This is a genomic window from Thiothrix nivea DSM 5205 (assembly GCF_000260135.1).
In the GTDB taxonomy this organism is placed as follows: Bacteria; Pseudomonadota; Gammaproteobacteria; order Thiotrichales; family Thiotrichaceae; genus Thiothrix; species Thiothrix nivea.
In genome coordinates this window covers 1,704,421-1,723,602 of the sequence record NZ_JH651384.1, presented here as the reverse complement: position 1 = coordinate 1,723,602, position 19,182 = coordinate 1,704,421, and the positions used below count along the sequence as shown (strand labels likewise).

General features: G+C 55.2%; 25 protein-coding genes and 1 pseudogene. 8 read left to right on the top strand and 18 right to left on the bottom strand.

Annotated elements, in window-relative coordinates:
* Positions 1-55 precede the first annotated feature (55 nt).
* Positions 56-514: a GNAT family N-acetyltransferase gene (locus THINI_RS08725; protein WP_040839305.1), complete on the bottom strand. Its 459-nt coding sequence runs from the start codon at positions 512-514 to the stop codon at positions 56-58.
* Between the two features lie 80 nt (positions 515-594).
* On the opposite strand from THINI_RS08725, the gene THINI_RS08720 reads away from it, so the two are divergent.
* Positions 595-843, top strand: a complete 249-nt coding sequence (locus THINI_RS08720; RefSeq protein WP_002708234.1) for a type II toxin-antitoxin system Phd/YefM family antitoxin — start codon at positions 595-597, stop codon at positions 841-843.
* A complete protein-coding gene (locus THINI_RS24240) occupies positions 840-1,325 on the top strand; it encodes a type II toxin-antitoxin system death-on-curing family toxin (protein WP_245536602.1) in 486 nt (161 codons plus the stop codon). Before THINI_RS08720 ends, THINI_RS24240 begins: the two co-directional genes overlap by 4 nt.
* On the opposite strand, the pseudogene THINI_RS24235 reads toward THINI_RS24240, so the two are convergent.
* The 5 genes and pseudogenes from THINI_RS24235 to THINI_RS08690 all read right to left on the bottom strand — a co-directional run bounded on the left by THINI_RS24235 (position 1,211) and on the right by THINI_RS08690 (position 5,128).
* A pseudogene (locus tag THINI_RS24235) lies at positions 1,211-2,220 on the bottom strand (ISAzo13 family transposase). The gene THINI_RS24240 and the pseudogene THINI_RS24235 sit on opposite strands and share 115 nt — an antisense overlap.
* Before the next feature lie 419 nt (positions 2,221-2,639).
* The gene (locus tag THINI_RS24230; protein ID WP_002708233.1) at positions 2,640-2,978 is read right to left on the bottom strand and encodes an Lcl C-terminal domain-containing protein; all 339 of its coding nucleotides are present in this window, start codon (positions 2,976-2,978) and stop codon (positions 2,640-2,642) included.
* Positions 2,979-2,987: 9 nt separating this feature from the next.
* Positions 2,988-3,617, bottom strand: a complete 630-nt coding sequence (locus tag THINI_RS23285; protein ID WP_169314601.1) for a PEGA domain-containing protein — start codon at positions 3,615-3,617, stop codon at positions 2,988-2,990.
* The gene (locus THINI_RS08695) at positions 3,595-4,506 is read right to left on the bottom strand and encodes a toll/interleukin-1 receptor domain-containing protein (RefSeq protein ID WP_002708231.1); all 912 of its coding nucleotides are present in this window, start codon (positions 4,504-4,506) and stop codon (positions 3,595-3,597) included. The genes THINI_RS23285 and THINI_RS08695 overlap by 23 nt, the downstream gene beginning before the upstream one ends.
* A gap of 49 nt (positions 4,507-4,555) precedes the next feature.
* The gene (locus tag THINI_RS08690) at positions 4,556-5,128 is read right to left on the bottom strand and encodes a Uma2 family endonuclease (protein WP_002708230.1); all 573 of its coding nucleotides are present in this window, start codon (positions 5,126-5,128) and stop codon (positions 4,556-4,558) included.
* A gap of 203 nt (positions 5,129-5,331) precedes the next feature.
* Here THINI_RS08690 and THINI_RS08685 point away from each other — a divergent pair, with 203 nt between their 5' ends.
* Entirely contained in the window at positions 5,332-6,579 is a 1,248-nt protein-coding gene (locus THINI_RS08685; RefSeq protein WP_002708229.1) for an ATP-binding protein, read from the top strand.
* Here THINI_RS08685 and THINI_RS08680 read toward each other — a convergent pair.
* The 6 genes from THINI_RS08680 to THINI_RS08655 form a co-directional block, all read right to left on the bottom strand.
* Positions 6,566-6,937 carry an RpnC/YadD family protein gene (locus THINI_RS08680; RefSeq protein WP_154724385.1) on the bottom strand — a complete coding sequence of 124 codons (372 nt, stop codon included), beginning with the start codon at positions 6,935-6,937 and terminating at the stop codon, positions 6,566-6,568. The genes THINI_RS08685 and THINI_RS08680 overlap by 14 nt on opposite strands.
* Before the next feature lie 44 nt (positions 6,938-6,981).
* Complete coding sequence (locus THINI_RS08675) at positions 6,982-7,407, bottom strand: type II toxin-antitoxin system VapC family toxin (protein ID WP_002708227.1); 426 nt, start codon at positions 7,405-7,407, stop codon at positions 6,982-6,984.
* Positions 7,407-7,646 (bottom strand): CopG family transcriptional regulator, encoded by a 240-nt coding sequence (locus tag THINI_RS08670; protein WP_040840364.1) that lies wholly within the window; start codon positions 7,644-7,646, stop codon positions 7,407-7,409. Before THINI_RS08670 ends, THINI_RS08675 begins: the two co-directional genes overlap by 1 nt.
* 152 nt (positions 7,647-7,798) lie before the next feature.
* Complete coding sequence (tfpZ, locus tag THINI_RS08665) at positions 7,799-8,566, bottom strand: TfpX/TfpZ family type IV pilin accessory protein (RefSeq protein WP_002708225.1); 768 nt, start codon at positions 8,564-8,566, stop codon at positions 7,799-7,801.
* Between the two features lie 40 nt (positions 8,567-8,606).
* Positions 8,607-9,149, bottom strand: a complete 543-nt coding sequence (locus THINI_RS08660; protein ID WP_002708224.1) for a pilin — start codon at positions 9,147-9,149, stop codon at positions 8,607-8,609.
* A gap of 87 nt (positions 9,150-9,236) precedes the next feature.
* Positions 9,237-9,788 (bottom strand): pilin, encoded by a 552-nt coding sequence (locus THINI_RS08655; RefSeq protein ID WP_002708223.1) that lies wholly within the window; start codon positions 9,786-9,788, stop codon positions 9,237-9,239.
* A gap of 287 nt (positions 9,789-10,075) precedes the next feature.
* Here THINI_RS08655 and THINI_RS08650 point away from each other — a divergent pair, with 287 nt between their 5' ends.
* A complete protein-coding gene (locus tag THINI_RS08650) occupies positions 10,076-10,501 on the top strand; it encodes a putative toxin-antitoxin system toxin component, PIN family (protein ID WP_002708222.1) in 426 nt (141 codons plus the stop codon).
* A complete protein-coding gene (locus THINI_RS08645; RefSeq protein WP_002708221.1) occupies positions 10,498-10,743 on the top strand; it encodes a YlcI/YnfO family protein in 246 nt (81 codons plus the stop codon). The genes THINI_RS08650 and THINI_RS08645 overlap by 4 nt, the downstream gene beginning before the upstream one ends.
* Here THINI_RS08645 and THINI_RS08640 read toward each other — a convergent pair whose 3' ends face one another.
* The 5 genes from THINI_RS08640 to THINI_RS26995 are packed head-to-tail and all read right to left on the bottom strand — an operon-like array spanning position 10,744 to position 14,688.
* Positions 10,744-11,178, bottom strand: a complete 435-nt coding sequence (locus THINI_RS08640) for a Uma2 family endonuclease (RefSeq protein ID WP_245536601.1) — start codon at positions 11,176-11,178, stop codon at positions 10,744-10,746.
* A gap of 23 nt (positions 11,179-11,201) precedes the next feature.
* Complete coding sequence (locus tag THINI_RS26440; protein ID WP_245536600.1) at positions 11,202-11,336, bottom strand: Uma2 family endonuclease; 135 nt, start codon at positions 11,334-11,336, stop codon at positions 11,202-11,204.
* 56 nt (positions 11,337-11,392) lie between these two features.
* Positions 11,393-12,841 (bottom strand): sigma-54-dependent transcriptional regulator, encoded by a 1,449-nt coding sequence (locus THINI_RS08635; RefSeq protein ID WP_002708219.1) that lies wholly within the window; start codon positions 12,839-12,841, stop codon positions 11,393-11,395.
* A gap of 18 nt (positions 12,842-12,859) precedes the next feature.
* Positions 12,860-14,488, bottom strand: coding sequence for a two-component system sensor histidine kinase NtrB (locus tag THINI_RS08630; RefSeq protein ID WP_002708218.1), 1,629 nt, complete (start codon positions 14,486-14,488; stop codon positions 12,860-12,862).
* Positions 14,446-14,688, bottom strand: coding sequence for a PP0621 family protein (locus THINI_RS26995; protein ID WP_002708217.1), 243 nt, complete (start codon positions 14,686-14,688; stop codon positions 14,446-14,448). Before THINI_RS26995 ends, THINI_RS08630 begins: the two co-directional genes overlap by 43 nt.
* A 1-nt stretch (position 14,689) precedes the next feature.
* On the opposite strand from THINI_RS26995, the gene THINI_RS08625 reads away from it, so the two are divergent.
* From THINI_RS08625 to THINI_RS08615, 3 genes are read left to right on the top strand one after another with little or no spacing between them, the layout of a single operon-like run.
* Complete coding sequence (locus THINI_RS08625; RefSeq protein WP_002708216.1) at positions 14,690-16,417, top strand: NAD+ synthase; 1,728 nt, start codon at positions 14,690-14,692, stop codon at positions 16,415-16,417.
* A gap of 9 nt (positions 16,418-16,426) precedes the next feature.
* Positions 16,427-16,765 carry a P-II family nitrogen regulator gene (locus THINI_RS08620; protein WP_002708215.1) on the top strand — a complete coding sequence of 113 codons (339 nt, stop codon included), beginning with the start codon at positions 16,427-16,429 and terminating at the stop codon, positions 16,763-16,765.
* Positions 16,762-18,465 (top strand): tRNA(Met) cytidine acetyltransferase TmcA, encoded by a 1,704-nt coding sequence (locus tag THINI_RS08615; RefSeq protein WP_002708214.1) that lies wholly within the window; start codon positions 16,762-16,764, stop codon positions 18,463-18,465. The genes THINI_RS08620 and THINI_RS08615 overlap by 4 nt, the downstream gene beginning before the upstream one ends.
* Here THINI_RS08615 and THINI_RS08610 read toward each other — a convergent pair.
* On the bottom strand, positions 18,398-19,165 hold the full coding sequence (locus THINI_RS08610; RefSeq protein WP_002708213.1) for an undecaprenyl-diphosphate phosphatase: 768 nt from the start codon (positions 19,163-19,165) through the stop codon (positions 18,398-18,400). The genes THINI_RS08615 and THINI_RS08610 overlap by 68 nt on opposite strands.
* Positions 19,166-19,182 lie beyond the last annotated feature (17 nt).

Here is a 19,182-nt window from a genome sequence, read left to right as displayed (position 1 = left end):
GGACTTATGCTAGAACTAGTTAACGTTAACGTCAAATACATGACGTTTTGTGGTATTACCGGGCGGATGGACGCAGCATTTCGATGTGGGGGATGCCTTCTTCGAGGTATTCGTCGCCGACGGTGGCGAAGCCGAGCTTGGCGTAGAAGGGTTGCAGGTGGGATTGGGCGCTGATGCGGATCGGCTGGCCAGGGTAGATTTCGGCAATTTTGTCGATGGCGACTTGCATGATGTGTTTGCCGAGACCAATGCGGCGGTGAGCCTGGGTAGTCAGCACCCTGCCAATGGAAGGTTCGGGGTATTTTTCGCCGGGGTCAACCACGCGCAGGTAGGCAGCGAATTTGCCGTCATGCAGGGCGGTCAGGTGCCAGCAATGCGTGTCGTGGTCGTCGGCGTCAGGGCAGCAGATGTGCTGCTCGCCGATGAAAACGGTCTGGCGGGCGAGCATGATGGCGTGGAATTGGGGGCCGGAGAGGTTTTCTAGTCTGGCCCAGTGGAAGTGGATGTTGGTCATGGCATGAGGATACAACTTGTTTAAATGACAGAAAAGCATGATACTTAAATCATATTTAAATACACATTAGAGTTATCACTATGCAAACCCTGCTTACCCGCAAAACCATCTCCATGACTGAGTTGCGTGAACCGGCCAAAGTTTTCAATCAGGCAGGGGATAGTCCTGTCGCCATTTTGAACCGCAATCAGGTCATTGGTTACTTTGTCCCTGTAGCTGCGGTTGAAAATATCCAGACCCGCCCCGCTGGGCTGGATGCCGCCAAACAGGCTTTTGCCCAACAAAAGGAACGGCTTGCCCCTGCTTTGGCCTATCTGCGGGATAAATGATGGAGTTTGTGCTGCTGAGCGTGGAGGATGTCGAATACCTCCATGAGCAAGTGCTGTATCCGGGTGAATTGGCAGGCTTGGCTGGTGATAAATCCCTGGCAGGCGTCTTGGCGCGGGTGGAAAACCGTCTGGCTTACGGAATGATCAGCGATGCCTATGAACTGGCGGCAACCTATGCTGTGGTATTGGCAGTCGGCCATGTCTTCAACGACGGCAACAAACGGACGGCCTTTACCTGCATGAATATCAGTCTGGTGCTGAACGGCATTGAACCCAACTTTGACGTGATGGAAGCTGCTGACCTGATCATTGAAGCCGCCCAAGGCCGCATGGATGAAACCACTTTAGGTGATTTACCTCAAAGACATTACCCAAAAACAGGGCGAATCAGAATGTCCCATTTTGGTAAAGCAGCATTTCTTTCCAGCCTCGCCTCAACAGCCTCCATAGCTTTTTTGCTGAGGGTCACACCCTTCTCATAAACCTTGCGACTGAATTCGACCATGGGGTTGATGCCTTTCCAGGTCATGGTTTTTGCCCATTCCAGCAGGGTTTCGGCATCCTTGAGCTGGGTGCCGTTCCAGTGTTGTTCCAGAATCCCCCAGCAGCGTTCAATCGGGTTGTACTTGCTGTGGTAAGGCGGGTAGTACAGCAGGTGGACTGTCTTACCGGTATGGTTGGCGAATTCCACCATGCGCTTGAGGAATTGCGTCCTGATCCCGCTGCTTTCCGGGCCATTGTCCGCTTTGATCTGGATGCACTGGCAGGCGTCCTTGTCAGCAGAAGGCATCTGTTCCCATACCCGGCACAGGGAATCCACGATGAAGTCACTGGTTTTGCTGGAACTGCCGAAGGTCAGGTAAACCTGCCCACTGTCCTCATCCAGTACGCCAAAAGGGATGTATTTCTCTTTGCAGCCCATCTCATGGTCAGCGGCTTTATTGTCACCCCGTGTTTTCCCGCCCCGTGAGTAGTCACCGATGTTGACGGTCGCCTTGCAGTCCATGCTCAGGCGTTTGACCGCCCCATCGGCAAACTGCCCATCGTTGGCCTGGATATTGGCGAAGATGGCGTCGGTTTCTGGAATTTTTTTTGCGGCTTGGCTTTCTCCACCTTGCGCAGGCGGTAGCCATTCCGGTTGAGTATCCGCGCCATGGTGCTGGGGGCGGGCACTTGTCCACCGCTGAAACCCATGGCCTGTAACTGCCGGATGGCTTCCGCCGCCGTCAGGCGGGTGTAGGCGATGCTGCTGCGGAATGTCGGGTCTTGCTGGCTATGTGCTTCCGCCAGCGCCAGCAAGGCGGCTGCCGCTTCCGGCTGGGTTTCCTCCCAGCGCTTCTGGCCACAATACGCCGCCTGCGCACCCACGCAAACCATGCCGCTGCGCTGTTCCTCCAAACCCAACTGCACCCCCTCCCGACCCCAGCCAAAACACCTTTCAGTCTGGCGGGCGTTGCCTGCACAATATTTCCGGCTCATGTCCGCCTGGAACGCACGGCGGGTGCTGCCAGACATTTTCGAGGCCGCCAGTTTCAGGTCGGCTATCTGGGATTCACTCAGGATCGGGTTAGCTGTTTGGGGTTCGGGGGGCATGGGGATAGGGACTCCGCTTGTCGATAAGACAAGTGTAGCCATTGCGGGGGAATCTTTCAGGGAAATCCCCTTAGCTGAATGGCTACGCCAAGCAACCACCTGACCCGGCAGGGGCTTCGCCCCTGCACCCCAAAGACCGCACCCAACCGCCCTGCCCTACACCAACCACCCCACCAACCGAAAGGCCGATGCAAAAAGCAAAGTCACTGTCCGCTACGAACTAAACGAACAGAACCACCGCCGTACTCAAAGTTGCTGCCGTCGTAGCCATAGCCGAAGTTGACGCTCCATGCGTTGCCGCCGCCGTAGGCATGAGGAGACGCCGACCAAAACCACGCAGAGGGTGTATTCGGGAAAGCCTGTAAATTAATCGTTGGACGTTGGTAATCCCCCGCTTTCCCTCCATTACTGCAACTATTATCCCAAGCAACGGAAGCTGGCGTGCCATTGCTGCAATACACCAATGAGCGCAGTTCTTCTTTGGTCGGCATCCGCCAGTCGTTATAACCGGCAAAGCTGACACCCCGACCGAAACGTGACATGGCGTCATCTCATTTGTACGTGGCAGCCTCGCTGCTACATGCATTACCGCTTTGGCCTTCGCTGCACTTTTTCCACATCAAGCGGGTTTGGCTATCAGTAATCGTGCCGTTGCCGTGGTCGATATAGCGGCCTGCAATACGGTTTTGTGCGGTAGTCACTGATGGATAGGCTGGTTGCGGCTGGGCAACTGGTGCAGGTGCGGGCGTTACCGGTGCGGCAACAACCGGTTCGGGTGGCGGTGGCAATTTATTGAGAGCAACGGTCATTGTCCTGTTGGCCTTGCCCAGCTCAATCCATTTGTCCTGCGTCTGATAGCCGCTGGCTGATACGCGGATATGATACTTACCCGGTTCAAGCTGGATACCGTCACGGTATTTGGGCTGGATGTTGCGGATGCTGACCGTGGCGTTGGTGGGTTCTGTTTTGACGGTCAGCGCGTAGGTCTGGATGGGTTTGGGCTTTGGTGGTTCAGGTGCTGTTTTTTTGGGTTTAGTCAGGGCATCTTGCTCCTGTTTTTGCTTGATCGCGTCGGCTTCCATTTCTTCGATGGTTTTGGCGTTTACACTGGCGCTACAGACCAGCAAACCAAGCAAAAACAACGATAAAACGCGATGGCTATTTGGAACAAAGTTTTGCATGAATATCTTTCGCCTTTTCATTGCCTGCATCCGCAGCCTCTTTGTACAAAGTGCAGCCGTTAGCCGTATCTGCTTTCATGCCAGCCAAGCCCCTAAAGTGACTGATACCCAGTAGGCGTTTGGCTTCGGCATTACCTGCATCCGCCAGGGGTTGTAATTGCTCCACTGCCTGCTTTTCCTTGGTGGCATCTTCGCTTTCCAGCCATTCGCGGGCCTGTTTGAGCTTTTCTTCGGTGGTTGGCTCGGGAGGTGGCGCAGGTTTTGCTGCCTCTTCCACAACTGCTGGTGGGGTAACAGTTTGTTTGCCAGAAATCCTGTCCAGAAACAGGAAAATGGCGATCGCGACTACTGTGGCAATACCCGCCATCGCCAGCCAACCTGTCATTGACCGTTTTGGTGGGTGTGAATCAGGTTTGGATTCTGGTTTCGGCAGAGGTTCATCAGCAACAATAGATTGAGTTAAAGGACAATGACGCGCTATTGCTCCCAACAAACGCCGGAAAGCTGGATCGTCAGCTTTACCATTCCAGCGTTTCATGTCTTCAGCATGCAACAGGTTGAAGGGCAAAGGAATCTGTACCTCTTCAATCCTGACAGGAACCAGCACTTCACGCTCGTTAGCGCGATAAGCCTCAGCCCGCACCCATTGCCGATCAATCGACACTTTCGACCAGACCACGATCGCGCAACGCGCCTCTTCCAGCACCGCCGGAATGGTACGATGGAAATCATCTCCCGCCAGCAGTTGCGTGTCCCACCACACGGAATAGCCGACATCCTCCAAAGCCTTGGCGAGTTTGGCGACCCACTGTTGGTCGTTGCGGCTGTAGCTGATGAAAATGTCGGTCATTCGGTTGGCGGCGTGTGATTTCGGAATGACGGCAATCATACCGTTTATCGGTAGGAGGGGGGAAGTTTATGAGAGAACCTTGAAACCATTAAACTGACCACAACCCGCCAACATTCAACTCAACCGCCTCAAACGGCTCAACTCTGGCAACATCATTATCTGCCCACGAACCAATATGAAGCCATCGCCCTTCATGCTGCCGGTATGCCTCCAGCGTCCTGCTATCCGGATCAACCAGCCACAAATACTGCACGCCCAAACTGGCGTAGAGCGGCATTTTCTTTACCCGATCCTTGGCGGCTGTCGAGGGGGAAATGATTTCGCATATCCAGTCGGGCACAACTTCGATCCAGGCGGTTTCCGGCAATTGCGGCAGGTTTTCCTTGCGCCATCCGGCAAGGTCGGGAACCAGCGTATGCGGCCTGTCGCCCAGATGGAGTTCCGGCTCGAACAGGATCACCCAACCGCCGGGTTCGTTACTGTCGGTATCGAAAGAGCCGCCTACCTTGCGGTCGATGCGGGAAGCCGCCCAGGCATGGCGCGGCGAAGGGCGTGGCTGGGTGTACAACTCGCCATCAATGATCTCGCCGATCAGATGTTCCGGCAGATTCAGCAGGTCTGCGTAAGTAGCTTCTGCTTTTACACGCGCTGCATTACCCACATCATGCTCCTGGACAGGTTGGAAAACTTAAGGATACTGCAAGTACCAACAGAGTGTGAACAAGCAACAAAACCAGATGTGCAGTCTTCCCATATGATCTAATCGGGGTACGTCCCCGATTTACACTAATTATTCACATGTCGGTTTCGCAGCGCTTTTTGAGATAGACTTCCGGTATCGGTCTTGAAGGAATGGGTTTGGCAATGAGGCGGGATGAATTGCAGGAAATCTTGGCAAATGGTGAAAATTCCGGGGTGGAATTCAAACGTGACGACATCCGCCCGGAACAACTGGCGCGGGAAATTGTGGCGCTGGCGAATTTTCAGGGTGGACGTATCCTGCTGGGGGTTGAAGATGATGGCTCTGTTTCCGGTATCCGCCGCGGGGATATGGAAGAATGGGTAATGAACGTATTCAGGGACAAGGTTCACCCGATGATGTTGCCGTTTTATGAGGAAATTGGCTTGTCCGATGGCAAACGGGTAGCAGTGGTCAGTTTTACCCAGGGCATTTCCAAACCGTATGTAGTGCGCCATGCAGGGCGTGAGGACATTTATCTCAGGGTTGGCAGCACGTCACAACTGGCGACGCGGGAGCAGCAGGCGCGTTTGTATGCACTCGGCGGCATGTTACATACGGAAGTGATGCCGGTGCCGGGTACATCCATGGCAGCGCTCGACAAGGCAAGGCTGCAAAACTATCTGGAAGTGGTGATTGCCGACCCTGAGGTTCCGCAAACTGCACAGGATTGGGAAGAACGCCTGCTGGGCTTGGGGTTTCTGGTCAAATCCCTGCTGGGGGAGGTGCTATGCACCATTGCCGGGCTGGTTTTGTTTGGGGTCAGACCCCGCCGTTACCTGCGGCAGGCCGGTATCCGGGCAATGGTGTTTGAAGGGTCAGACAAGGCTTATCAGGCACGGCTGGATGAGGTGCTGGACATGCCGCTGGTTGGGCGCATTGAGCGGGACAGGGCAGGAAACCGCCTGGTTATTGAGGATGGTTTGGTTGAAAAGCTGGTATCCGTGTTACGCCCATTCATTTTTTATGAAAGTGGCGTTATTGATGAAAACAGCCTGCGGCGCGACCGTGGGTGGATGTATCCACTGAATGCGCTGCGGGAAGTGGTGATCAATGCTTGCGCCCACCGTGACTGGACGCGCTTTGTGGATATTGAGGTTGGCGTTTATGCGGATCGGTTGGAAGTGGTCAGCCCCGGGGCATTGCAAAATTCCATGACTATCGAAAAGATGAAGGCGGGGCAGCGTTCGCCGCGTAACCCGATCATTGTGGAGGTGTTGCGGGATTATGGGTATGTGGATGCGCGGGGGATGGGCATCCGCACCAAGGTGATACCGCAGATGCGGGCATTCAATGGCACGGAACCGGAGTTTGAGGCAACGGAGGATTATTTGAAGACGACGCTGCGTCAGTTTGCTGTCAGTGCAGCTTGAGTTTGCTGACTTCTTCCTCGGGCAGGCCGGTCTTTTCGGCGATGGTTTTGTCATCCAGCAGGCCAATGAGTTGGCGGGCGAGGCGCACACGTTCCATGAGGATGCCTTGTTCCCTGCCTTTTTCTATACCCTTCTCGATACCTTTTTCAAGCCCTTCTTTCAGGCCGTCTTCGCGCCCCCATTGGTAGGAGGCAAACTTGGTAACGTCCACTTGTGTCAGCATGTCTTTGGCCTCTTTGATATTGGGCAGGAGGTTGCGGTTTTCAGCAAGCCGTTCGAGCATGGCGAAGTATTCACCGAAACCGCGTTCGTCTTCATTTAACAGGAATTTTAGCCGACCGGCAATGTAGTTTACCACGTCTTGTACTGGGCGGCTGCCACCTTTCAATCCGCTCGTGAGTGCTAAAACGGTGTGCGCCAGCGTAACCCCGGATAGCGGCTAAAACCCCGGTCGGTTGTTATCCACTCACAACCTGATTCAATCGCAAGCGCCGCATGGTAAGCATCAGGAACCAGATTGCCTTTGGCATTGGTAGTTTCGCATAGAGACTGAAAAATATCCCAGTGCCGCTGACCTGGAGCAACAAGCCTGCAATTGGGCTGCTGGCGAATGCTACTGATGAATGCTAGTGCATCGGCAAGGGGGCTGGGCGGGTTAAAAACCTTGGGGTGGGTCACGATGCGTAAAAAAACACTCAAGACCAGTTCGGATACGGCGAATGATTCGTCTGAATTAATCAAATCCTCCAGCCATTGCAGGTAAGCCGGGTGATTGGGGGCATCTTCACGATGGGCATAAACCAGCACATTCACGTCGCACAGCAACATCAATCCGCCTCCATCAGATCCAGCAAAGCCGCATTGCTGTCTAGGTCGACACCATGACGGATACCCTTGCCCTTCACAGTTGTCAGCTTTACCCGCATCCGGGGTTTCGGGGCTGCCTGTGACATCAGTTTCTCACGCAGTGCCTCTTCCACCAGCGCAGCAAAAGTCTTGCCCGTCGCCAACGCATATTGGCGAGCCATCTCATGAAGGTGATTGTCGAGTTGGATAGTGGTTCGCATATCCATGCCCTTATTAAGCATCAATATGTCCAGTATCCGCATCTTGATGCAAAACTGTCAAGTAGCGACAATGAGTTGTCGTTGGCTTACATAGGCTGGGTGTGGCAAGCAGGGCAGGGGCATTCCAGCCTTGCCCTGCTGAACGGATGCCTTTAACCGTTGGTGGCGATTTTGGGTAAATGCCACGGGTCAATATCGAGAGTCCCGACAGGCTGCGTACTGGCTTTATCCCACACCCACAGCACATCCTTTTCCTTGCCCACCAGCGGCAGGAAAGCGTAATCGGCGGCTGTTTTGCCGTGTTTCTCCAAAAATGCCTCCAGCTTTTGCCGGTTTTCGGGGGTGCTGCCCAATTGCTGTTGCGTCAGCCCTTTTCGCATGGCCTCAGCGGCAAATTTGTCGAATGGCTCGTAATATTCTGGCCGCCGTTCAATATCAGGTTGGCCAGACAATACTTCAAACAATAATTTATTGCGGGTTTCGCTGTCTTCTGGCTTTTTGGCATAAGCCAGTTTAGGAAAGCCTAGCTTGGATATTTTGAATTCATCGTATTTGGCTTTTTCTGGCGCTACATCTTGGGCAGGCACCAGTTCAAAGCGGTCTACAGCATAGACGATATAAGCCGGATGCCCCTGGAAAATGCTGAAAGCCCCATAGATCAGTGCGGCTAGCTGGACGGATGCAATGACGGAAAGGTCAAACTTCAAGGAAGGTTTTTGCTTTTTGAAAATGATGAAGGTCAGTAGTGGGCCAAGCACCAGATCGACACCGATCAATATGGCTAGAATATGGTTTAATCCACTAAGCTCTGGAAAGGGTGCCGGATACCAGACAAGTAATACGATACTTAAAAAACAGGCGATGATAAAAGCACTGATGGCCAAATGAATGGATGCGGCTTTGAGTTTTTCCTGAATCATGGCGAACCTCGCTTGGATTGGATACAAAACAGGAAACCTGTTAACGGCATTCCGCCGGTACATATTTGGGGTTAAGGGGGTGATCTGGCACTACGCTGGGAATCCCCCGGTTTGTAGATGTGGAGCTGCTGCCAGACGCGCAAGCCCATTCGAAAGCGCCGGTTGTGCCGGCGGTAAGGGCAGCGTTTAACAACACTACGCCTGAAGTTGTGTGGATGGAGGGGGTTAATGTGAGTTGATCTTCACCGGAACTGACGCCGATGGTGGTATGATTGAAATCAACGGTGATAACGCCAGTGTCGTCGTCAACTGTGATCAAATCGACATATTTGCTATTGGGTACAGTGCCGTTGTGATTTTCCTGGCTATTCCAATCAGTTGCTGCTACATAAATGTCGGCAATGGTGGCTGCTTGGCTGGTGATGCTGGTTTTGGCGCTGTCTGCTTGTTTGAGTCCCTCCAATATTTTTCCACGGATAAGGTATTCCTGGTAGGCGGGCAGGGCAATGGCAGAAAGGATTCCGATAATGGCGACCACAATCATCAGTTCGATCAAGGTGAAGCCTGTTTGTTTGCTTTTCATTATTTGTCACCTTGTGTGCAGTGAAAAAAGGGTGGCCATTGTTAATGTGGCCACCCTTGCCTTTATGCCTTTAGTTAGGCGGGGAGATTAGCGGCACTCAGCTGGGGCGTATTTGGCCAGCATTGGGTTTGCTGGAGCTGTTACCGCGATGGTACGAGCGTCAGCAGTAGCGTTGGTTTCAGATGCGCAACCCCAATCCAGGGCACCAGTCAGGCCAGCAGCCAATGCGCCCGCCAAAGTGTCGATGCCGCCAGTAGTACGCACGTTTGGACTCAGGGTAATCTGGTCTTGGCTTGCTGCAACACCCAAGGTGGTGTTGTTGAAATCAACAGTAATAACACCTGATGCATTATCAATCTGGATGCTATCGACGAACTTACTGGTAGGTACGGTGCCGTCATGATTTTCGTCATCGTTCCAGTCGTCAGCCATTACTACCAGGTCATTAGCAGTGGTAACTTCAGTGGCGATGGAGAGCTTCAGTGGCTCCAGCATGGTGATACCTTCCATGACGCGGGAGCGGACGGTGTAGTCTTGGTAAGCTGGCAGTGCAATCGCGGCCAGGATGCCGATGATGGCGACCACGATCATCAATTCTATCAAGGTGAAACCTTGTTGTGCTTTTGCTTTCATGCTCATTTTAATGCTCCTTGTTATTAGGATTAGTTGGGGTTGAGTTGTTGTCCTGAGAGACACTAGAGCTATTGCAGCCAGCGTGCCAAATCAAAACCCGGAATGAGCGGCGTGTTTTTGGAGGTAAGCGGTGTTTTTGGATAGATTCCCTGCATTAGTGACAAGCTGAACGCTGTCTGAATCTGACAAAACTGGCAGGGTTGTCAAAGGATAAGAGGCGGTTGCTTGCCCTTGCCTGAGGGTAGATGCTGGCGTTATGATGTAGACATCTTATTAGATGTTTCAGAGAGGCCATGCTGCGATGTGTATTGGATACCGACGTTATCATTGCCGCTCTGCGCAGCCCAGGTGGGGCATCGGCAGCAATTTTGTCAGCAGCATTAGAACGGCAGGTTACACTGTTGGGAAGTGTGCCATTGGCTTTGGAGTACGAGGCGAAGTGTCTGGAGTTTAGGCATTATGACGAGGCTGGACTGGATCAGGAGAGGGCAGGCATCTTTGCCAGTGGGGTGATTGCCTTGCTGGAACCGGTTTACATGGACTTCCACTGGCGGCCACAACTGATTGACCCGGCAGATGAAATGGTATTGGAAACGGCAATCAATGGTCAGGCAGACTTGCTGGTAACATTCAATTTGCGTGATTACGGGGATGCCCCTTGCCGTTTTGGTATTGAAGCTATCCGGCCAGCACAGGCTATCTGGAGAATTCGGACATGAAACAAAACACCGCTTACCCATTACGTCTGCCCCCTTCTTTAAAAGAAGAAGTCAACAAGGCGGCAGCACTGGACAATATCAGCATCAACCAGTTCATCGCCCAGGCCGTTGCAGAAAAGCTTGCCGCGTTGCGAACTTCCCGTTTCTTCGCGGAACGGCGGGAAAGGGCCGATTTTGTGGAATTCCGGCGCATCCTGACCCGTCAGGGTGGTTTGCCTCCCTGCGAAGGTGACAGCTTGTAATCAGGCAGAGGGCGGCACATCAAAACGCACGTCTTCGTACAAATCCAGCAGTGATAATGTCAGGCCGATGCTTTGGAGTATCAGGCTGGTATCCTGCCCCTGGCAAGTCCTCAGCAGCCATTCATCGGCATTCTGGCGGCGGAACACTTCCACATAATAATGGGTGGGGTCAATCAGCACATATTCCTGCAAACTCGCCAACTGGCGGTAGTGCATGAACTTGCTGCCCCTGTCCCTGCTTTCCGTGGAAGGGGATAAAACCTCAATGATAAGTTTGGGGGCATTTTTGGTGTAATCCTGTTCAGGCAGTTGGTCAGCCGGGTCGCACGTCACCATCACATCCGGGTAGAAGAATGCTTCATCCTCACCGATACGCACTTTCATGTCGGCGATATAGGTGCTGCAACCCGAGCCGCGCAGATGTGTCTTGATCATGGCATAGGTATTGCCACTGACCTTCACATGACGGTCAGCCGCCCCGCCATGGCGTAAACTTCGCCGTCGATGTATTCATATTTCTCATCCGCAATCTGTTCACCGGCCAGATACTCATCCGGGCTGATACGGGAGTCTTTCAGTAATGCGTAACCCATGCTGTCATCTCCGTGCTGATGGCCTTGATCTTAGCCTATCATTGCGGGTGCTGCCATCAACCCTCATCCAGCCCGTACTTCTGGATGCGGTAACGCAATTGCCGGAAGGTCATGCCCAGCACTTCCGCCGCCTTGGTGCGGTTCCAGCGGGTCTGTTCCAGCGCCCGCAGGATCAGGTCGCGCTCCGCCTCTTCGTCCACCGGGTTCCAGGCAGGCAGCGGTTCCGGTTCCGTTTTGGCCTTCTTCCCTTCAGGCTCTTCCGCCGTTGTGCCCGGCGCGTGGCTGATAGGTGCAGGGGTGGAAAGGGGGCTGGCAACGGCATCAGCCGTGATGCTTGCCGCTGGCAACTGCAAATCATCCGGCTGGATGGTGTTGTTGTCACATAGCGTGCTGGCGCGCTCCAGAATATTTTCCAGCTCACGCACATTGCCAGGGAAAACATAGCTTTCCAGCTCAGACCGTGCCGCAGGTGACAGGCGGATAGGGGGCATCTGCCAACGTTCCGCTATCTTGCGCAGGAAAAAGTCCGCCAGTGGCAGGATGTCTTCCTGCCGTTCCCGCAGCGGTGGCACTTTCAGCTTGATGACGTTGAGGCGGTAATACAAATCCTGGCGGAAACGGCCAGCGGCGACTTCGTGTTCCAGGCTTTTGTGGGTGGCGCTGAGGATACGCACGTCCACCGGCATTTCCTCCAGCCCGCCTACTGGTTTGACCGCGCCTTCCTGAATCGCGCGCAGCAGTTTGACCTGCATGGTCAGCGGCAGGTCGGCGACTTCATCCAGGAACAGCGTGCCTTTGTGCGCGGCCTGGAACAGCCCCTGCTTGTCGGCGACTGCGCCGGTAAAGCTGCCTTTCTTGTGGCCGAAAAATTCGCTTTCCATCAGGTTTTCAGGAATGGCACCGCAGTTGACCGGGATGAACGGCGCTTTGGTGCGGTTGCCTTGCAGGTGGATCTGGTGCGCTACCAGTTCTTTACCGCTGCCGGATTCGCCGTGGATGTAAACCGGTGCCTGGCTGCGCGCCAGCTTGCCGATGGTGGCCTTGAGCTGGCGCATGGCGGGGGAATCGCCGAGGATGCTGCTGCCGTGGGGGTCGTCGCTGGCGGTGTCTGCTTGTGCATGGGGGCCTTTCTTGCCCGCCGACAGTTTCAGGGCGGTCTGCACCAGGTCGCGCAATTTGGGCAGTTCCACCGGTTTGGAGACGAAATCGTAAGCGCCAGCCTTGAGGGCTTCCACCGCCGTATCCATGCTGCCAAACGCAGTGATGACGGCGACCGGGGTGTGCGGATAGTTTTTTTGCAGGTAACGCACGATGTCGATGCCGTTGCCGTCTGGGAGTTTCATGTCGGTCAGGCACAGGTTGGGCTGATATTGCTCGATTTTTTCCAGTGCGGTCTGTACATCACCGGCGGTGACGGTATCCAGCCCCATGCGCAATAGGGTGATTTCCAGCAGTTCGCGGATGTCGGGTTCGTCGTCGATAATGAGTACGGTTTGGTCAGTCATGTTTCTTGTCTTGTTGTCTTAACGGTGGTGGGCGAACACGATGCGGAAACAACTGCCGCCGGTCGGCTGGGCGATGTATTCCAGGTTCGCGCCATTGGTCAGGCACAGTTCCCGCGACATGAACAGCCCCAGCCCGGTTCCCTGGGTGCTGGTGGTGAAAAAAGGCTCGAACAGGCGTTGGCGCTGCTCTTCGGTCATGCCGCGCCCGTTGTCGATGATGTTGAGCATGATGTCGCGGGTATGGGCCGGATTGCCGCCCTGGATGTCCAGTTGCAGTCGGCGCGGGTCTTCGTGGGCGTATTTGAGTGCGTTGCGGCACAGGTTCCAGATGACCTGGTGTAAGTGCGCGGGGTCGAATTCGATCACGGTGTCGGCAGGTTCGATGAACAGGGTGATTTGTTCGTCTCGCAGTTTGTGTTGCAGGATGAAATCCTTGCGGAATTCGTGCAGCCACAGCTTAAGCGCCAGCCGTTCGCGGTTGGGGGTCTTTTTGCGCGACAGGTTGAGGACGCTTTCGATGGTTAGGTTCATACGCCGTGCGTTGGACTGGATGATTTGCAGCAGGCGGGTGTCGGCCTTGTCGAGGTTGTACGACTCGCCCAGCAATTGCGCAGCGTGGCTGATGGCCCCTAGCGGGTTGCGGATTTCGTGGGCAATACTGGCGGTGAGCTGGCCGAGGGAAGCGAGTTTGGCGTTTTGCAGTTTTTCCCGCTGTTCCGTGGTGTCTTCCAGATAGATCAGGGTAGCGCGGCGTGAGTGCGTACCCAGTTGCGAAAAGCGCGCGCGCATTTCGCTGGTGTGCTGGTGGCGCACGTCGAAGGTGGCAATGCGCGGGCTGACATTGTGCAGCCAGTGCTGCAAATGGTGGTCAAGTTCCGGGGCGAATTGTTGCAGCGGTTTGCTGCGCCAGTTACCGGGCTGGCCGAGCATGTCCCAGGCGGGTTCGTTCATGTGGCGGATGGCGCCGGAACCTTCCACTACCACGATACCGGATTCCAGCTTGTCGAGGATCGACTGGTTGAGTTGCGACATATTGGCCAGGTCGATGCCGCGCCGCTTGGCCAGCAATGCCATGGCGCTGGCCTTGCGGATCCAGCGGTTACTGGACCAGCTGACCAGCAGGATGAACAGCGCAATCAGACCGCTGTGCATGATGCCGGTGTGTTCCGTGATGCCTCGTGATTGCAGCCAGACCTGCATGATGACCAGCGACAGGCCGCTCAGTGCCGCCAGCAGGAGCGACATGTAACCAGGGTGGCTCAAGTGCGGGATCAGGATCGGGATCAGCAACAATATGCCAAAGCCAGCCTCGACCCCACCACTGGAATAAATCAGCCCCAGCAGGATGGCGATGTCCAGCAGCACAAACAGCAGGGTTTGCACCGGCAGGTCAGGCCACTGGAAATAGGAGGCCAAGTTGCTGAGGATGGCGATGATCAAGTAAACGCCGGTCAGCCAGACAAACAGCCCAGGGTCATACTGGCCAAGCTTGACCTTGCCGTATTCCAGCACTAGCGCGACCAAGAGGGCGCTGGCCAGGGTCAGGCGGTAAACGTGATAGAGGCGCAGCAGGTTCCAGGGGTCTTCATGCAGGAAGACCGGGACTAGTTTTTCGTCAAATGATGTTGCGCGTGCTCCAGGCTGCAAAAGTGTTTTCCCCCCTGAGAAATCGCTTCGTCTTCCGGGATGTGCAGGCCGCAATGCAGGCAGCGAACCATGCGGGTATTTTTAGTGATTTTCCCGGACGTTTGTTTGTTGTCGTGTTTCAGTGCTTGTCTACGCTGCCAGGATTTTAACAGTAGAAACCCGACTGCCAGCAAAACAAGGATAAAAAGGATACGGGACATGATGCATTTGGCCCTTTTCAGGTATAGTCTTCGCCTTGTAACAATACCCTTTTATGACACCGTGCAAAAGAAAAATCAGACATTACGCATCGCATTGGCCCAGTTGAACGTCTGCGTGGGCGACGTTCATAACAACCTTCAGCAGGTGAAGCAGGCCATCCGGCAGGCGCGGGAACAGCAAGCCGACCTGGTGGTGTTTCCCGAACTGGTGTTGGCGGGGTATCCGCCGGAAGATCTGGTGTTCCGCCCTGACTTCCTTGCCCAGATGCAGGCAGGGGTGGAAGAAATCGCAGCTGAAACCGATGGCATGACCGTTATCCTCGGCGCGCCTTTGAGACGGGACAATGACTTGCGCAACATGGCTTGTGTGCTGCGTGATGGTGGGATTGTTGCAGAATACGCCAAGCAATGCCTGCCCAACTACCGTGTGTTTGATGAGAAGCGTTACTTTACGCCGGGAACGGAATCGCTGGTGGTGGAGGTGGCGGGCGTCAAACTCGGCATTCTGATTTGCGAGGACATCTGGGAGGACGCTCCGGCGCGGGAAGCGGTGGCGCAGGGAGCGGAAGCCTTGTGTGTGCTGAATGCGTCCCCGTTCAGTACCGAGAAGCAGGAGCAGCGCACGGAATTGCTGCAACGGCAAGCGGCTTCCAACCAATGCCCGATCGCCTATGTCAATCTGGTGGGTGGGCAGGATGAGCTGGTGTTTGATGGTGATTCCATGTTGCTGGATGCGGGCGGGAATATTGTGTTTCGGGCGGAGGCGTTTACGAGTGGGGTGTGGGTGCGGGAATGGGATTTGGGGGAAGAAACCCTTCCCAACCGCCTAGCCGCTTCAACGCGGCGCTTCGCCCCCTTAGGGGAGGGGCAGACCGCGATAATCTATAAGGCTCTCACCACCGGCATCCGCGACTACGTACACAAGAACGGGTTTTCCCGCGTGTTGCTGGGCCTTTCCGGCGGCATAGACTCAGCCCTGGTGCTGGCTTTGGCGGTGGATGCGCTGGGGAGGGAAAATGTCGATGCAGTGATGATGCCGTTCCACTACACTTCCGGCATGAGTGTGGAGGATGCGAAACAGCAGACGGTGTGGCTGGGTGTGCGCTACCGGCAGTTGCCGATTGCCTCTGTGTACGACAGTTTCATGGAATTGCTGGCTCCGGAATTCGGCGGCAAGCCGACGGATGTGACCGAGCAGAACTTGCAGGCGCGTATTCGTGGTGTGTTGCTGATGTCGCTATCCAACAAGCTGGGTGGATTGTTGCTGTCCACCAGTAACAAAAGCGAAAGCGCAGTGGGGTATGCCACGTTGTATGGTGACATGGCTGGTGCGTTTTCCCCACTGAAAGATGTGTACAAGATGCAGGTATACCAGTTGGCGCGTTACCGCAATACGTTGGGGCAGGCAATTCCGCAGCGTGTTATTGACCGCGCGCCGTCGGCAGAGCTGGCTCCGGGGCAGGTGGATCAGGATTCACTGCCGCCTTATCCCGAACTGGACGCCATCCTGCAACGTTTCATCGAAGGCGATCAGGTGCTGGAGGACATCGTGGCGGATGGATTCGACGCAGCAACCGTCCGCCGCGTAGTGAATCTGGTATTATTGAGCGAATATAAACGGCGACAGGCAGCCCCCGGTGTGCGCATTAGTGGGCGTGGCTTCGGCAAGGACTGGCGTTACCCCATCACGTCTGCCTGGCGTAAAAATTTACCCCTGAAACCCCAATAAGGAGCAAGCATGAAACTAATTCAGGCCATCATTAAACCGTTCAAGCTGGATGACGTGCGTGAGGCGTTGACGGAAATTGGCGTAACCGGCATGACAGCCATCGAAGTCAAGGGTTTCGGGCGTCAGAAAGGCCATACCGAGCTGTACCGTGGCGCGGAATACGTGGTCGATTTTCTGCCGAAGGTCAAGCTGGAAATCGTGGTCAAGGAAGAGGATGTTGACCGCTGTATCGAAACTATCCAGAAAGCGGCCCACACCGGCAAGATTGGCGACGGCAAGATTTTCGTGTTCCCGGTCGAACAAGCCATTCGCATCCGTACCGGTGAAAGCGGGCGGGACGCGGTATAAACGACCTCCCGCGTCAACTGCGGGTCATTTCCGGGCAGCAGGCGGAGTGCCTGCAACGGGCGCAAGCCCTGCTGCCTGTTGGTGTTAATGCCATCTGGATTACGACGGCTCCCGTTATTGCCGGGGCGTTGCCTGCCAATAAAGCCCGCGTCATGCTCGGGCAAGAAACCGATGCGGTTGTGTTCGATGCCCATAGCGGTTTCGACGTGAATGCGTTTGCCGCGATCAGTGGAACCTTGCGTGGGGGGGGAACCTTTTACCTGCTAACGCCGCCGCTGGCTGAATGGGCGGGGTTTCCTGACCCGGATTACCGGCGGTTTTTGCCGTATCCTTTCCAGCCTGGGGCGGTGGAAGGGCGGTTTTTACGGCGGTTTGTTGGGTTGTTGGATGCATGGCGAGGAGAAGAGGGCGAATGCAATTCGCCCCTACGGAAGATTGTAGGGGCGAATTGCATTCGCCCTCCTCAAAACGATCAGTGTTCCGCCATTCAGGCCATTCTTCATTCGGTAATGCCGGTGGTATTAATAGCAGACCGAGGGCGGGGTAAATCTGCTGCACTGGGTATGGCTGCCAGCCAGCTAATCGCGGAAGGGAAAGGGGTGCTGCTGACAGCACCTTCCCGCGCCACGGTCGAATCCGTCTTCAAACACGCCGAAAACCCACCGGATTTCTTCGCCCCCGACGACCTGCTGCAAACTCTGCCGCAAGCCGATGTGCTGATGGTGGATGAGGCCGCTGCCATTCCCGTTACCCTGCTGCTACAAATGCTGGAACACTACCCGCGTTGCGTTTTTTCCACCACCTTGCACGGCTACGAAGGCAGCGGGCGCGGCTTCATCCTGCGTTTCCAGAAACGGCTGGATGTGATTGCACCTGGCTGGCAATCCATCCGCCTGTACCAGCCTATCCGTTGGGCCGAAAACGACCCGCTGGAACATTTTATCAATCACGCGCTGCTGCTGGACGTGGATTTGGAAGAGGGCGGCCACAGGGGGCCGCCCCTACGTGCGCCGGTAGGAGCAGACCCCTGTGTCTGCCCTGTTTGCCAATATCGGTTGTTAAACCGCCATGATCTCGCCCAAAACGAACCCCTCCTGCGCCAACTCTTCGGCCTACTGGTGACAGCCCACTACCAGACCCGCCCCTCCGACCTGCGCCAGATGCTTGATGCCCCCGGCATTTCCATCCACATCCTGGAACTGGCGGGTGAAATCGTCGCTGTCGCCCTGCTATCCCGTGAAGGCGGGCTGGATGCCGACCTCACCGCTGCGATCCACGCAGGCAAACGCCGCCCGCACGGCCACCCCATCCCGCAAACCCTGACCTTCCACGCCGGAATTGCCGGGGCTGCGCAACGGGTTTGCGAACGTGTCATGCGCATAGCCGTCCACCCCGGCCTGCAAGGGCAGGGGCTAGGCTCAAAATTGCTGGAACACTTGGTGAAATATGCGGAAAGCAGCGGCGCAGACTACATCGGCGTCAGCTATGCGATGACGTCGGCGTTGTTACGCTTCTGGGAGCGCGCCGGTTTCGTGCTGGCACGGGTCGGCCACCGCAAGGATACTGCCAGCGGCAGCTATTCCGCCGTACAAATCCGTGGATTGACGGCGGCAGGTAAAGGGCTATGTGCGCTTATGCCAGCCACCACAACAACAGCAGACCAAACAGAATCCGGTAAATCCCGAATGTCCGGAATGTGAACTTTTCCAGAAAGCCCAGAAAAATTTTCATGGTCAGGTAGGCGACCACAAACGACACCACAAAGCCCACAATGAGCGGTGCGAAGCTGGTACTGGCAAATTCATCGTAATGTTTCAGCAGCGAGTAAGCGGAACTGGCCCCAAGCACCGGCAGTGCCAGCAGGAAAGAGAACTCGGCGCTAGCTTTGCGGTCAAGTCCCGCCAGCATACCGCCGACAATGGTGGCTCCGGCGCGGCTAGTACCTGGAACGAGGGCGAATATCTGTGCGAAGCCCACCCATGCAGCCTGCTGGAAACTCATGTTTTCCATGTCATGCACGCGGTGCGGGCTGTCACGGTAGAAGTGTTCCAACAGCAGGAAGATGACCCCACCGATAATAAACATCCAGGCCACGATTTTGACATCAAACAGGCTTTCGATCAGGTCAGCAAATAGAAAACCGATGACGGCAATCGGCAGGAAGGCAATTAGCACCTTGACCCATAACTTGAGGTGCCTGGGGTGAAACTTGTCGGTGTAATTGGCGATAACCGCAAAAATGGCGGCAAACTGGATAATGATTTCGAAGGCAGTGTTTTGTGATTCGCGCGGTATCCCTAACCAGTCGGCCACCACGATCATGTGGCCGGTGGAGGAAATGGGCAGGAATTCCGTGATGCCTTCCACAATGCCTAAAATGATGGCATGGATGATGTCCATAAAATTAATCCTTATGG